Annotated in this window: 13 protein-coding genes; 2 read left to right on the top strand and 11 right to left on the bottom strand. The window is 47.4% G+C overall.

Annotation, left to right across the window (positions count from 1 at the left end; all coding sequences use genetic code 11):
• Nucleotides 1–68 precede the first annotated feature (68 nt).
• From DWY79_RS09675 to DWY79_RS09700, 5 genes are all read right to left on the bottom strand, one after another.
• Complete coding sequence (locus DWY79_RS09675; protein ID WP_005858035.1) at nt 69–749, bottom strand: ABC transporter ATP-binding protein; 681 nt, start codon at nt 747–749, stop codon at nt 69–71.
• Nucleotides 750–994: 245 nt separating this feature from the next.
• Nucleotides 995–1,435 carry a DUF5024 domain-containing protein gene (locus DWY79_RS09685; RefSeq protein ID WP_009274957.1) on the bottom strand — a complete coding sequence of 147 codons (441 nt, stop codon included), beginning with the start codon at nt 1,433–1,435 and terminating at the stop codon, nt 995–997.
• 27 nt (nt 1,436–1,462) lie between these two features.
• Complete coding sequence (locus DWY79_RS09690) at nt 1,463–2,050, bottom strand: hypothetical protein (RefSeq protein WP_057329155.1); 588 nt, start codon at nt 2,048–2,050, stop codon at nt 1,463–1,465.
• Nucleotides 2,047–2,547 carry an RNA polymerase sigma factor gene (locus tag DWY79_RS09695; RefSeq protein WP_009274955.1) on the bottom strand — a complete coding sequence of 167 codons (501 nt, stop codon included), beginning with the start codon at nt 2,545–2,547 and terminating at the stop codon, nt 2,047–2,049. The genes DWY79_RS09690 and DWY79_RS09695 overlap by 4 nt, the downstream gene beginning before the upstream one ends.
• 225 nt (nt 2,548–2,772) lie before the next feature.
• Complete coding sequence (locus DWY79_RS09700; protein ID WP_122144118.1) at nt 2,773–3,654, bottom strand: hydroxypyruvate isomerase family protein; 882 nt, start codon at nt 3,652–3,654, stop codon at nt 2,773–2,775.
• A 113-nt stretch (nt 3,655–3,767) separates the two neighbouring features.
• On the opposite strand from DWY79_RS09700, the gene DWY79_RS09705 reads away from it, so the two are divergent.
• Both DWY79_RS09705 and DWY79_RS09710 read left to right on the top strand, forming a co-directional pair.
• Nucleotides 3,768–4,430, top strand: coding sequence for a DUF2490 domain-containing protein (locus tag DWY79_RS09705; protein ID WP_122369266.1), 663 nt, complete (start codon nt 3,768–3,770; stop codon nt 4,428–4,430).
• A gap of 61 nt (nt 4,431–4,491) precedes the next feature.
• Nucleotides 4,492–5,172: a queuosine precursor transporter gene (locus tag DWY79_RS09710; RefSeq protein ID WP_005858047.1), complete on the top strand. Its 681-nt coding sequence runs from the start codon at nt 4,492–4,494 to the stop codon at nt 5,170–5,172.
• Nucleotides 5,173–5,197: 25 nt separating this feature from the next.
• Here DWY79_RS09710 and DWY79_RS09715 read toward each other — a convergent pair whose 3' ends face one another.
• From DWY79_RS09715 to DWY79_RS09745, 6 genes are all read right to left on the bottom strand, one after another.
• Nucleotides 5,198–5,812: an HAD family phosphatase gene (locus DWY79_RS09715; RefSeq protein WP_122369267.1), complete on the bottom strand. Its 615-nt coding sequence runs from the start codon at nt 5,810–5,812 to the stop codon at nt 5,198–5,200.
• Between the two features lies 1 nt (nt 5,813).
• A complete protein-coding gene (locus DWY79_RS09720; protein WP_121772514.1) occupies nt 5,814–7,151 on the bottom strand; it encodes an ABC transporter substrate-binding protein in 1,338 nt (445 codons plus the stop codon).
• A gap of 6 nt (nt 7,152–7,157) precedes the next feature.
• On the bottom strand, nt 7,158–7,946 hold the full coding sequence (locus DWY79_RS09725) for an ABC transporter permease (RefSeq protein ID WP_005858053.1): 789 nt from the start codon (nt 7,944–7,946) through the stop codon (nt 7,158–7,160).
• A complete protein-coding gene (locus DWY79_RS09730; protein WP_005858055.1) occupies nt 7,946–8,743 on the bottom strand; it encodes an ABC transporter permease in 798 nt (265 codons plus the stop codon). The genes DWY79_RS09725 and DWY79_RS09730 overlap by 1 nt, the downstream gene beginning before the upstream one ends.
• Before the next feature lie 12 nt (nt 8,744–8,755).
• Complete coding sequence (potA, locus tag DWY79_RS09735) at nt 8,756–10,144, bottom strand: polyamine ABC transporter ATP-binding protein (protein ID WP_121956415.1); 1,389 nt, start codon at nt 10,142–10,144, stop codon at nt 8,756–8,758.
• Between the two features lie 315 nt (nt 10,145–10,459).
• Entirely contained in the window at nt 10,460–13,903 is a 3,444-nt protein-coding gene (locus tag DWY79_RS09745) for an alpha-L-rhamnosidase (protein WP_122369268.1), read from the bottom strand.
• Between the last annotated feature and the right edge of the window lie 83 nt (nt 13,904–13,986).

A 13,986-nucleotide genomic window follows, 5' to 3' on the forward strand; every position in this document is an offset into this window, starting at 1 on the left:
CTAACCGACCTTCACAGGCCAATTAGCTTATAAAAAACTCTTGTGTGTATGTGTTTATGTCATGTTGACTAAATAAATTCACTAACGGAAGAAACAACGCTACCGTCGAATAAATTGATCACACGGTGAGCGAAACCCGCGTCGTGCTTGGAGTGCGTCACCATTACGATCGTCGTTCCCTCCTTATTCAGCTCGGTGAGCAGCTGCATAACCTCGGCACCGTTCTTGGAATCCAAGTTACCCGTTGGCTCATCGGCCAAGATTATCTTCGGGTTGGAAACTACCGCACGGGCGATCGCCACACGCTGTTGCTGACCTCCGGAGAGTTGCTGAGGGAAGTGAGCCGCACGGTGGCTGATATTCATCCGCTTCAAGATATCCGTTACCATCTGCTTACGCTCCGACGCCTTGATCTTTAGATAAGTCAACGGCAGCTCCACGTTCTCAAAAACGTTCAACTCGTCTATCAAGTTGAAGCTCTGGAACACGAAACCGATGTTTCCCTTACGGACCTGCGTACGCTCTTTCTCTTTCAAGTGTCCTACCTCTTGGTCGCCCAAGTAATAATTTCCCTCGGAAGGGTTATCCAGCAAACCCAGAATATTCAACAACGTAGACTTACCGCAACCGGAAGGTCCCATGACAGCGACGAACTCGCCATCTTTTACCTCCAAAGAAACCTTATTCAACGCAATTGTCTCAACCTCTTCCGTACGGAAAAACTTACTTAAACCTTCGATCTTAATCATGACTGTATTTGTTTTAATTGTTATCTAACTATTTAATTTACCATATCTAATTCAAATAGTGTGCCAAACTAACTAAATATTTAATTCTCAAACAAGTACTATTTTACTTTCCAAAACAGACTGTCCAATTATTTGACAGTGGTGTACAAAATTTAGACACTACTATCCAATATCTCGACATAAAAAAACACCTCCCAGCTTCACAGATGAGAGGTGCTATTGTTGACTTATCTACATAGTAAAACCTACATGTCACTACTTGATCTTATCTCTATATCTTTTTCCTCCGGCATGTCGAAATTCTCAATGACTGTCAAGAAAAGCTCTTCCTTATCAACATTTATAGAATAAGAAACTGTATTTTTACCCTTCGAGAAACGGATAAACCAACTAACCACCCCATCGTTCTCATTCTCGATCACTTGATAAGCCTCTTCCTTGTCCCGCTCAAAAGCGGATTTAATTTCTTGTTGTAATGCGGCGTGGCCCTCTACGACGAAAGAAGAGACTATCTTATATACCTTTTTAGTTTTCGGATCTTTATTCGTTACTACGCTTTTATCGATCGTCTTATCCGCTTTACATTTCTGCACGACAGCCTCCAAATTCTTCTGTGCCCATAACTCTGTACTGAAACTTCCCACCAAAAGGCATAATGCCACCCAAAAACATTTACTTGCTTTCATAACTTCTTTTGTTTATTAGTTAATTTACTATTTATCCAATTCCAAGATCTTATAAACTTCCTTACGTACCTGAGTATCCGGAATATTCCTCAGTAGAGTCTCCCGTTTCTTCTCGAACCGCTTATTCATCCTTTCCGGCAAATAAGCTATTTCATCCGCATTTCTTAAGAGCTGATCCGCATTCTTCTCCATCGCTTCCGCCGCTCGGGATATGACCTCCAATTCGGGTTGTATCTTCTTTATATCTGTCATTACGACACCATTGCGCACGATGTAGCTTCCCTCATAAGGGTTAAAAGAAGCATTTTGATTCATAAAGACCGTATTCACCAAAAACAACAAAAGAGAAGCCGCCACGCAAACTGCGATCGCCCATCCCATTTTTCGCTTATCAGAAGATTCCTTAACGGGTAGCCTCAATTCCGGAGTCTCGCTAAAATCCAAGGCAATGCCACTCTCGAAGTATCCGAATACCTCCCGATAACGTTCCAGATGGGCGGGAATATCCGGACGGGCGAAGAACTCATACAACACTCGCTCCTCCTCGTTCGAGGTCTGGCCCTCGAAGAAGCGGTCTAATAAATCCTCTATAGACTTGTATTCCTCTGTTTTCATAACGTCTGCATTTTAAAGAATTGATCTCTCACCCGTTTACGGGCACGGGAAAGATTCATACGTACCGCCTCGGGGGTACTTCCGGTCAACCCGGCGATTTCCTCTACCTCGAAACCATCCACGTGTTTCATGCGAAGAATGGTCTGTTGAAGTCCCGGTAGTTTATTGATAAGCCGCATTACATGCTCCAAACTGTCTTTTTGTTCCAGCTGGGTATAAGGCGTGGAGGCATCGCAGATAAAGAATTGTTCGCCCGCCTCACCTTCCGTGCGTTCACGAACTTTCATCCGATTCAGGCAAAGGTGCTTTGTGATTTGTACGGACAAGGCCATTACATTATTATAATAGTCTAACTCGCCACGCATATACCACAGTTTCAAAAAGACTTCCTGCATGATATCCTCGGCATCCTCCGGGTTATCAAGCAGCCTTCTCGCATAAAGGAATAGTTTCTCCCGCAAAGGCAATATCTCTTTTTTAAACTGTTCTTGTTCCATTCTATCTTAATGACAATCGAGAAAAGAAAACGTAACATGGCTGGAGAAAATAAATTCAAGGTCTTTGTCATTCTAGTATTATAGTCGTGCCACCCTTATGGCACGATAATGCCACGGCGATGGCACGATGATGCCATAGCGATGGCACAACGATGCCACGCTGGTGGCACAGCCGTGCCACTATAACGGCACGGGCTTGGCACTGTAAGTTATTACTAAATAGCCCTATACATCACAGATACGGATACACTTCTCCAAGGAAGCGATCTTGTCTTCTTGGGCGGGGACGAACTCCTGCCCAACGAAGCCTTTATAGCCTGTCTCCATAAGAGCCTTGATGATAGCCGGATAATAAAGTTCCTGCGTCTCGTCGATTTCCGCGCGCCCCGGGCTACCTCCGGTATGGACATGGGAGAAGTATTGATTATATTTCCGGATATTCTCGATGATATTCCCCTCCATGATCTGCATATGATAAATATCATATAGTAACTTAAAATTAGGGGAACCGATACGGCGACAAAGCTCCGCACCCCAAACCGTATGATCGCACAGATAATCCTTATGGCCGACACTGTTCAAAAGCTCCATGGTCAAGACGACCTTGTGTTTCTCCGCTAACGGGATAAGGCGCTTCAACCCCTTCTCGCAGTTCTCCCAGCCTTGCAAGTCCGTTACGCCATTACGTCTGCCGGAGAAGCAAATCAAGTTTGTCAATCCAGCGTCCGCCACCATCGGGATCACCTTCTCATAACTGGCGACCAACTCGTCATGCAAGGCCGGATCATTGAAACCTCGATCTATTCCAAGCCCGGCCCCTTGCGCCATCGCCACCGTCAGGCCATGTTTTTGTACGATCGGCCAATCTACCGGGTCCAGCAACTCAACGGATTCAATCCCTATATGCTTGCAGATCTCACAGAACTCGTCCAGCTTATAATCGCCGAAACACCATTTACTTACGGAATGGCGGACATTTCCTTTCAAGGTTTCCTTCACGTCTGTTTTCTTTTTCGCGGCGGCTGCCGCCTCGATACCTGTAGTCGCCAAAGCCACGCCTCCAGCTAAAAATGTCTTGATAGCCGTTCTTCTTGATATGTTTTCCATGTATTCGAATTTAATAGTTAATAGGAGACAAATATAAGAAAAATCGGATATAATATCCTGAGGCGTTGGTATTACATCCAAAAACACTACTTTTGCATCGGAAGTCACTCTACATGAGAAACACATCATATACAAAACGATCTATTTATCTGATCCTATTCTTTATAATAGGATGCACTTCATCCCTATACGGAATGGAAGGCGCAGGTGTGTATTTCAAGGCGAGCCTATGCGGAAAAATCTATAAGCATTTATCCTTTCTTGTAGAAGAGGACATCCGTCCGAGAGATGACTTTAAGGAAGCGGAATGGTTCCTCACCACCGTTGAGGTAAACTACAAGTTTAATAAATATCTTCTGGCAGGAAGCGGATATATGTCTCTAGCACGATACAAGGCATCCGACGAGTTACGAAACCGATATTATCTCTACGCTACGGGGACTTATTCGGCCGGACGTTTTACCCTCTCTGTCCGGGAACGTTTTCAAAGTACCTATAAGGTTCACGCCGAACATCCCAAGAATTATCTGCGTTCGATGCTGACCCTCTCCTATAAGATCGGCAAGAGTGGTTTCTGTCCTTTTGCCTACACCGAGGTCTTCAATGATACGCGAAATAAGATGCGGTCCGATAAGATCCGTTTCTCCACAGGAAGTAATTACCAACTAAACCCGAACAATAACCTCCAACTCTATTATCGCTACCATATATTTAATGTAGACGATCCCGTGAATTACCGCCATGCGATCGGTATCTGCTATACCCATCGTTTTTAATGAGAATTTTCGTACCTTTGCGCCCCGAGTGCTTGATAAACCTCGTTAAAAACAAGAAGACATGCAAAAAACAGTTACAGTACCTTTCATGCTGCTAGGTATACTTTTTAATATATGCCTTGTAGCGTCCAATCTTTTAGAGACAAAAGTAGTGCAAGTAGGCGGTATAACGGCTACCGCAGGTTTGATCGTATTCCCGATCTCGTATATCATCAATGATTGTATAGCGGAAGTGTGGGGATTCAAGAAGGCACGGCTAATTATCTGGAGTGGCTTCGCCTCTAATTTTCTGGTGATCGCATTCGCGCAATTGGCGGTATTATTACCGGCCGCCCCTTTTTGGGAGGGTGAGGAAGGTTTCAATTTCGTCTTCGGGATGGCCCCACGTATAGCGGTCGCCAGCTTGATAGCGTTTTTGGCCGGTTCTTTCCTGAACGCCTATGTGATGAGCAAAATGAAAATCGCCTCCAACGGAAAGAATTTCTCGTTACGAGCGATCGTATCTACCCTTATCGGTGAGAGCGCCGATTCCCTGATCTTTTTCCCGATCGCCTTCGCCGGATTGATCCCGGCCGGAGAATTGCTTATCATGATCGGGACGCAGGCGGTACTTAAATCCTTGTACGAGGTTATCATCCTTCCCGTCACCATCCGTGTCGTAAAGTACATCAAGAAAGTAGACGGGAATGATGTGTATGATCTTGGTACCTCGTATAATATCCTAAAGGTTAAAGACATTTAGGCCGGGACCAAACAATGACCGGCCTTCATTTGAATAGATGCGACCAATCCTCCCTTTGCTGCGGCATATAGGACTTCATTCCCAATAATTCAGCCGCCCGGCAATTCACGGAAGCGTCATCAATCAGCATAGTCTCCTCGGCTAAAAGATTCGAGTCCTTCAGTACGTACTCAAAAATATCCGCGTTCGGCTTCAGCATATGCAATTCGTAAGAGAGGTAAATCTTATGGAAGAAATCTTGGGCACAAAGACCTTGATAAGAGAAATAGGTATCTTCGGACCATTTCCAATGAAGCTCGTTCGTATTGCTCAGAAGCATCGTATTATAGCGTTCACGAAGCTCCAATAGCAAACGCAACTTATTTTCCGGGACGTCTCCCAACATGGCGATCCATGCCGTGTCGATTTGTTCGTCCGTCAGGGACTTTCCCGATAAGGCACGAATATCATCGCGAAACTGTTCCACCGAAATCGTTCCCAACTCTAATCGCTCAAACAAGTCCTTATGTTGATAGTTATTCGTGATCTGTTCCCGGATATTCTCCACGCCCAGATTCTCGAAAGCCTCGATACAACGGTTGCGAGTCAGGTTAATAAGCACACCGCCCAAGTCTATAATCAAGTTCTTTATGCCTTCCATATCATTTCTTTTTATACCAGCTACGACGTCTGCGATGTCGTCTTTTCTGTTGATAACGATTGATCCGCTTGTAAACGACCCAGACAAACAACAAGCCGAAAACAGCGAATATCAATATAACAATCCAAGAGTTAAGATTGTCACCTTTTACCCGGCTCCACATTTCCAGAACCACCTCCGTCTCGTTCCCGAAATCACGGATCATGGCACAACGTTCCACGACCTTCCGGTCCGGATATTGAGCCGGGTCTATCTGGATACGCTCCGCTCCCGGTCCGAAGAAATAACTTACGTCCGAGAACTCGGTCAGCGTCGTATCGATCTTTTCCGCCAATATTTCCGGGGTAGCCACGGTGCTGACATATCCGGTCACTTCCATATTACGGCTGACGATGTCCGGACGGCATAGATAGTCCATAAAATAACTGGCGGCCTTCACGTTGCGAGCGTATTTAGGGATCGCCCAACCATCGTACCAGATATTACTACCCTCCAAAGGAACCTCATACCCCAGATCTACGCCTACGGCACTCGCCTCTTCCATGGCCCAGACCGCGTCGCCGCTCCAAGTGAAATTCAGCCACGCCTTTCCTTTCGTCATCATCTCCTTACCGAAATCGGCCTCCCAACCGGCGATATTCGGTTTCATTTTCTTTAAGTATTCCTCGGCGATAGCGATCATTTCCGGGGAGCTATCGTTCATCAATTGCTCCACCGTGATCGTACCATTCGCCAATTCCCTCGCATGGGCGTATATGATAGCGGTTCCATAAGCGTCACGATAACTATCCTTCATCAAGATCTTATTCCTGAAACGAGGGTCCCAAAGGCATTTCCACGACATTACCTCGTCCCTCGAGACATCGGCTTTATTATACAACAGGCCGGCGGTTCCCCACATATAAGGAACCACGTAGTCGGTAGTCTTACGGCCCGGCTGACTTAACTTATTCAGTTCCTCTTGGATATAGGGAGAGACATTGTCGATATAATCCGGTGTCTTCCCGAAATTACGGTCGATCGGTAGCAAGAGATTTTTCCGCAGCATGCGCTCAAGGATATACTCCGAAGGGCAAATCAAGTCGAAATCCTCATGTCCCCGCTCGATCTTGGTCAACATGATCTCGTTGATATCAAAGACCTGATAGATAATCCGGACTTCCTCACCCGTCTGTTCCTTATACCATTTCGGGAAATCCGTCAGGACGTCCTCGTCGATATAATCTCCCCAGTTATAAATCTTCAAGATCTTGCTTCTCTCCTCGTCCGAGCGCCCGCAAGAAGTGAACAGCCCCATAAGCAGGGCCAAAACAGACAGAATCGATATAAATTTCTTCATTTTCATTTACGCTCGCTTCGCTTTCTCAGCACGTTTATTTATAACAATCAACAATACTAACACGGTTACGAATATAATCGTTGAGAGGGGACGCAGTTCCGGGGTCAAACCTCCTTTCCGGGCATCCGCGTAGATAAAGGTGGAAAGGGTTTCCAAGCCCTCATTACCAATTGTAAATATGGTCACGGCGAAATCGTCGATAGATAGCGTGAAGGCAAGGATAAAGCCACTGATCATACCCGGACGGATTTCCGGGAAGATCACCTTCCGCAAGGCCTGAAACGGAGTCGCCCCCAAATCCAACGCCGCCTCGTAGATATTCTGGTTCATTTGTTTCAAGCGGGGCATGACGCTTAATACCACATACGGCGTACAGAACGTGATATGCGCCAGCACGACCGTCGTCAAACCTTGAGAGATCCCTAAGCTGACAAACAACAGGAACAAGGAAATACCGGTAATGATATCCGGATTCAACATCGGGATGTTATTGACAAAACTCACGGCATTGCGGGCCCTTGCCTTCAAATTAAAGATCCCGATAGCGGCTACGCTCCCCAACAAGGTAGATACCGTAGCGGCTATCATGGCGATAGCGAACGTATTCCAAAGTGCGCTGACCAACGAATGTTGTACGTTGCCGGCAAAAAGAGAGCTATATAATTTCGTGGAGAACCCGGTCCAGTTACCCAGTACTTTCGCCTCCGTAAACGAGAAGATCATGATAATCAAGATTGGCGAGTAGAGCAATAATAACAAAGCCCATAGATATCCCTTAGCTAAATATTTCACCATCAGATAAGCCCTCCCTCATTCGCCGAATCACTGCTCTCATTGCTGAACAATCCCGTGATTCCGATTAATAACAACATGATAAGAGAAAGCGCCGCCCCGTAGTTCCACATACCGTTATTGATATTCTCCTGTATGGTCGTACCGAAGAGCTTGATATTGTTCATCGTCAACAACTCGGCGATGGCAAACGTAGAGATGGTCGGCATAAACACCATCATGATACCGCTCATCACTCCCGGCATCGATAGTGGGAATACGGCCTTGATAAATACCTGCGACGGATTCGCCCCCAAGTCTTGCGCCGCCTCTATCAAGCTGTGATCCATTTTCTGGAGTGTATTATAAATCGGGTAGATCATAAAGGGCAGGAAGTTGTACACCATACCAAAGATCAAGGCCCCCTCTCCCAGCGGGAAATTCAAGAAATCGAACAAAGCCACGGTAGCCAACGTACGGATCAAGATATTGACCCACATCGGAAGGATAAACAAAACGACCATCGTACGGGAAGTATTAAATCGGGCTTGGCTCAATATCCAAGCGGCCGGATATCCCAGCAGCAGACAAAGAATGGTCGTTATCAAAGCGATCCCGACTGAATACACGAAGGTGTTTATCGCCTCGGGATGGATCATAAACTTACGGAAATTGGCGAAGGTAAACATCCCTTCGTCATTCGTAAAGGCGTAATACACGATCAAGAGGAGCGGTATCACGACAAAGATGGCCAAGAACAGGACATAAGGAATGGTCCAGTTCCTTCGTCTCATAAAAAATGCAGAAAACGTATTGATCACTTCCTTCCCTTTTTAAGCATGAATAATTCGAATTTTATCCGGGGCGATCGTTATGCCGACATGGTCTCCATCATCCCATACATCGTTGGTATCGACAAAGATGTCCTCGTCCCAATCCGTAAACACGGTCAGATGATAATGGTTGCCTTTGTAGAGGATAAATTTCACCTCTCCGGTCAGGCGACCGTCTTCCTCGTTATCCTCCAAGATCACATCTTTAAAATCGATCTCGACTTTCACAGGCGTATTTGGCTCTATATCGGTTACCTCCTTGCATTCGAACGTACAGCCTAGGAATTCCACATGCGTAGCGTCGATGAGCTTTCCCTCGAAGGTATTGCAAATACGCTCTTTCTTCATTACATGGATATCGAAAGGCTTGATAAGAAGCCCGACCTCGCTACCCGCCTCGAACGGGTGGTAATCCTGTACCATGAACTCGTATCCGTTCGGGGTTTGCACCATCATCTCATAATGCACGCCCTTAAAGATGGAGGAGGTTACCGTACCCGTCAGCATCGCCGCCTCCGACGGCTCGAAGATGTAAATATCCTCAGGGCGCAACACGACATCTACCGGCATTTGCTCCCCGAATCCCTCATCCACGCACTCGAACTCATGACCGGCGAAAGAGACTTGCTTATCCTTGATCATCGTTCCGTTCAAGATGTTACTCTCACCGATGAAATCAGCGACGAACGAATTGACCGGCTCGTTATAAATATCGATCGGGGTACCGATTTGCTGGATCTTTCCCTCGCTCATGACAACGATCGTGTCGCTAAGCGTCAGCGCTTCCTCTTGGTCGTGGGTCACGTACACGAACGTAATGCCTAAGGACTTATGCATCTCTTTCAATTCCATTTGCATGTCCTTGCGCATCTTCAAGTCCAAGGCCGCCAACGGCTCATCCAGCAATAACACCTCCGGCTCATTCACGATAGCGCGAGCGATCGCCACACGTTGCTGCTGGCCACCGGAAAGGGAATCGACATCCCGATCCTCATAGTCTGTCAACCCTACCATTTTCAACGCCTGTTTCACTTTCTTCTCGATCGTGGCGGAAGGAAGTTTCTTCAGCTTCAGGCCAAAGGCGATATTATTGTACACATTCAGATGTGGAAATAAAGCATATTTCTGAAATACCGTATTTACGGGACGTTTATGCGGCGGCGTCTGCGTAATCTCCTTCCCGGACATCGTGATAACGCCCTCGGAGGCCGTCTGGAAGCCGGCTATCAAACGCAACAGGGTAGTCTTTCCGCAACCGGAAGGCCCCAAAATGGTTACAAACTCGCCCTTGCGGACCTGTAAATTTACATCATTCAGCACGGCCTTCTCGCCAAAATACTTCGATACGTGCTCCACGCTGATAATGCGATCCGATTTTCGTATTGACATTCTCGCTTGATCTAATTAGAATTAAACAATCATGAACAATGTTCTTATTTATTTTTGCGCGAATGTACAGATTTTAATAAGGCCGGGCACTATCGTTTTTACAAAATCTGACCTTACACCGGGTGAGAAGCACCGCATTTCTCCAAGATTCGACCTTGCACCCGGTGTAAACCCCGCATTTCTCCGAGATTCGACCGCGCACCCAGCGCAAGGTCAAATATTTCTCCAAGATTCGACCCCGCGCCCGATGTAAGCCCCGCATTTCTCACAGATTCGACTGCGCACCCGATGCAAGGCCAAATATTTTCTAAATATTCAATCCACACATATCCGGTAGCTCCCCGATCTCAATCGGTACACAGCCTTCCCATCCTTCAACCCCACGGACGTGATACCCTCCTGCCCTTTCTCCATACGAACGGACTTCTCCGATTTAGCGGGCAGATATAAAATAGCCGTCGTATTAGCGGGGATGGTTGCCTCGTATATATAGCCCCTCTTTTGGATTTGCCATCCACTCTCGATACGGCCATAGGCGGAATCGTAATGACCCCGGATGAACGAGAAGGTTCCGCCGATACGGGGTTGAAGGATGATGTGCTTATAGGCGGGTTGTTCCTCATCCCGCTGGATACCCAAGGTATAAGCTATCATCCACTCCTCGATAGCGCCATACGAATAATGGTTGAAAGAGTTCATATCCACAGGGCCGAAGCCATTTACCAACGTGTAGGAATTCCAACGTTCCCAAATCGTGGTAGCGCCTTGCAGGACAGGGTATAGCCATGAAGGATAGGCGGTTTGCTCAAACAGCTTATAGGCGACATCGTCATAACCATTGTCGGATAATACCAAATTCAGGTAAGGCGTACCGATAAAGCCAGTCGTAAGCGTATAATTATGTTTCTTGATATTCTCTACCAGATGCCGGATCGCCAAGGGTTTGTTTTTCTCATTGAACAGATCGAACTGGAGAGGAACCACGTATGAGGTCTGCGTATCTACGATTTTCGCCTCGGTAGCCGCCGTTCCGGGCCACATACCTACTTGCGAGTCCTTACCAAAGATAGATTCCACCGTCGGGGCGAACGTGCGTCCTTCCTCGTTTACGAACAGGTCGTTAAAAGACCTCTTCACGTTCTCGTAGAAAGTACGGAAACGCCTTTGGTCCGCGTCCTTCCCTAAACGTTTCGCTACCTGCTCCATAATCAAAGCGTCGTAGGCGGAGTAAGCGGTGTTCGTCAACATGGAATTCGTCGGCTCGATAGCCAGCCAATCGCCGAAACCACCGAAGGGCTGTACATAGCGTACAGCACGACGCTCCAAATAATCCATATAAGCGACCATGGAAGCGTAATGCTGTTCCAAAATACGCACGTCTCCGTATTGTTGATACATTTGCCACGGTACGATCACGCCGGCTTCCATCCATCCCATGGCACCTCCGCCATCCTCCGCGCCGTGAGGCGGGAAACCGACTACGGGTATATAGTTCGCGTAACTACCGTCATCTCCTTGATTATCCCGGACCGAGTAGAGCCAACGGGTGTAAAACGGATCGACATTCATATTATAAGTAGCCGTACGGGCAAATACCTGCGCATCCCCTGTCCAGCCCATACGCTCATCCCGTTGCGGGCAATCAGTCGGAACCGACAAGAAATTACCCCGTTGGCCCCAGATGATATTATTAAACAAACGGTTGACACGCTCGTCCGACGTCTCATAACCGCTCGTCCGCGCACCGATAGATTCCAGCACGATCCCTTTCACCGCCTCCAAGGGTAACGGCTTGTCCAACCCGTGAATCTCCACGTAACGGAAACCATGGAACGTAAAGCGAGGCTCATACGTCTCACCCGCCGCATCCCCTTTCAAGATATAACGATCTGTGGAAAGGGCGCTCCGGTAATTATCCGTATAGACTTGCCCTTTCTTCTCCTTATACATCGCGATCGTGTACGGGGCGACAGGTTCGGTAGGGATCGTTTCCGGATAATTCATCTCCCCGAAACGGATCGTGATTTCCTGTCCGGCCTTTCCCTTGAAAGTCAGACGGGGAACACCGACCATATTCTGCCCCATATCATAGACATAGACGCCGGGGATAGGCTCTACCACGGACTGAGCGGTCAGGGTCACATTATTTTGTATCGGGCTGCCTACATATCCTTGGATCTCCACATTTACCGGAGGAGCGGCGAATAAGGTCGCCGGTTTCCATGACGAGTCATCAAAACCCGGAGCATCCCAGCCGTTCACCTCTTTCCGGGCATCGTATTCCTCTCCATTCTGAAGGCCGTTAAAAGTGATCGGTCCCCGGTCATAACATTTCCAGCTATCATTCGTAACGATCGTCTCACGAGTACCGTCGGCATACTCGATCACGATCTTTCCCAATAAGGACTGGCGGGTTCCGTATTGATCCTGCCAACCGGTAAGGAAACCGCTATGCTCGCTCCACCATCCGGCGCCCAACATCGCCCCGATACCATTATCGCCTGGTCGTAGCAAATCCGTTATATCATACGTATTATACATGATACGGTAACGGTAATCCGTCCAACCCGGATTCAGATAATCCTTTCCAACCTTCCGCCCGTTCACCGAGAACTCGTAGACACCCCTAGCGGTAGCATATAAACGGGCGCTCTTGACCGGTTTCTCTATCTTTATCGCTTTCCGGAGCATGGGAGCGGATACGTTCTCGCCCGGATACCAGACATTGAGCTTTCCCTCCCCTTTCTCCACATAAGTCTCGGCAGGATTGTACAGAAGCGTATTCCACGTATCCTCGCTGATACGCAAGTTGGAGAATGTAGCGGTCTGCCCTTTAGGTTGCAGGAAACCGATCGCATACAAGCGGCAATGATAAACCAACTCTCCATCCGGATAAGGATACACGGTGAAAGCCCCTTCCTTGCCTCCCCAGAAATCACCACGGCTCTTCCGTTCTTTCTCCTCGGGAGTCAAAGAGGAATTCACCAAGGTCTTTCCATCGATCTCTATATCCACGAAATATTTCAAGGCATATTGGGCCGTCGTCACCTTCAACCGGATATGATGTACCTTATGTTTATCCGAGGCTGGGATGATAGAGGCCAGACTTTCCGCCGCATCTTGCCTCGTTTTTCCATCTGTGGTATGACGTAAAATGAAACGGGCGTCCCCCGAACCATTCAAGTCCAGTTCAGCAGACACATAATTATCAGCGTCCCTCGACCCAAAGACAAATACGGCTTTATCATTACCCTCGGCCACCCGCACATCATAGTCGATCACATAATGCGAGCGATATTTGGAGAGTTGTGTCTCCGACGAGCCGATCCAACGGGCGCCACTCCATCCGGAACCCAGAAGACCGGTCTCGAACCACGCAGGCTCGGTGGAGGTAATTTCCGTTCCCGATTCATCCCATACGGAAACTTTCCAATAATAGCGAGTGGAAGGTTGCAATGCTTTTCCTTGATAAACTACGCCGACCGATTCCCCGGAAAGAACCTTTCCCGAATCATAGATATAACGCCCGGCAGCCAATTGCTCCGGACTATCGGCCACCCATAACCGATAAGCCTGCCCACAGGCCCCATAGCGATCGGACTCCATCTGCCAGTTAAAACGTGGCTGACTGACATCAATTCCCAGTGGATTGGCTTGATACTCAACCTGTAGGTTCTTCAATACGGTAACTGCACCCAGAGGTAGCCATCCGGCCAGCAACCCTAAGATTATAGACAAAATACATCGTGTGCTCTTCATAATACAAAGAATTAAAATGATAACGGTACAAAAATATCCATTATCATCTTAACTCTTTGTTTCATTTTTGGGAGAAGATGTAG

The organism is Parabacteroides sp. AF27-14 (assembly GCF_003635425.1).
GTDB classification, from domain to species: domain Bacteria; phylum Bacteroidota; class Bacteroidia; order Bacteroidales; family Tannerellaceae; genus Parabacteroides; species Parabacteroides distasonis.

Coding starts and splice junctions, on each gene's coding strand:
- DWY79_RS09705 (WP_122369266.1), top strand. CDS start 3,768: ATGAGAAACACATCATATACAAAACGATCTATTTATCTGATCCTATTC.
- DWY79_RS09690 (WP_057329155.1), bottom strand. CDS start 2,050: ATGAAAACAGAGGAATACAAGTCTATAGAGGATTTATTAGACCGCTTC.
- potA (WP_121956415.1), bottom strand. CDS start 10,144: ATGTCAATACGAAAATCGGATCGCATTATCAGCGTGGAGCACGTATCG.
- DWY79_RS09675 (WP_005858035.1), bottom strand. CDS start 749: ATGATTAAGATCGAAGGTTTAAGTAAGTTTTTCCGTACGGAAGAGGTT.
- DWY79_RS09720 (WP_121772514.1), bottom strand. CDS start 7,151: ATGAAGAAATTTATATCGATTCTGTCTGTTTTGGCCCTGCTTATGGGG.
- DWY79_RS09685 (WP_009274957.1), bottom strand. CDS start 1,435: ATGAAAGCAAGTAAATGTTTTTGGGTGGCATTATGCCTTTTGGTGGGA.
- DWY79_RS09745 (WP_122369268.1), bottom strand. CDS start 13,903: ATGAAGAGCACACGATGTATTTTGTCTATAATCTTAGGGTTGCTGGCC.
- DWY79_RS09700 (WP_122144118.1), bottom strand. CDS start 3,654: ATGGAAAACATATCAAGAAGAACGGCTATCAAGACATTTTTAGCTGGA.
- DWY79_RS09695 (WP_009274955.1), bottom strand. CDS start 2,547: ATGGAACAAGAACAGTTTAAAAAAGAGATATTGCCTTTGCGGGAGAAA.
- DWY79_RS09725 (WP_005858053.1), bottom strand. CDS start 7,946: ATGGTGAAATATTTAGCTAAGGGATATCTATGGGCTTTGTTATTATTG.
- DWY79_RS09715 (WP_122369267.1), bottom strand. CDS start 5,812: ATGGAAGGCATAAAGAACTTGATTATAGACTTGGGCGGTGTGCTTATT.
- DWY79_RS09710 (WP_005858047.1), top strand. CDS start 4,492: ATGCAAAAAACAGTTACAGTACCTTTCATGCTGCTAGGTATACTTTTT.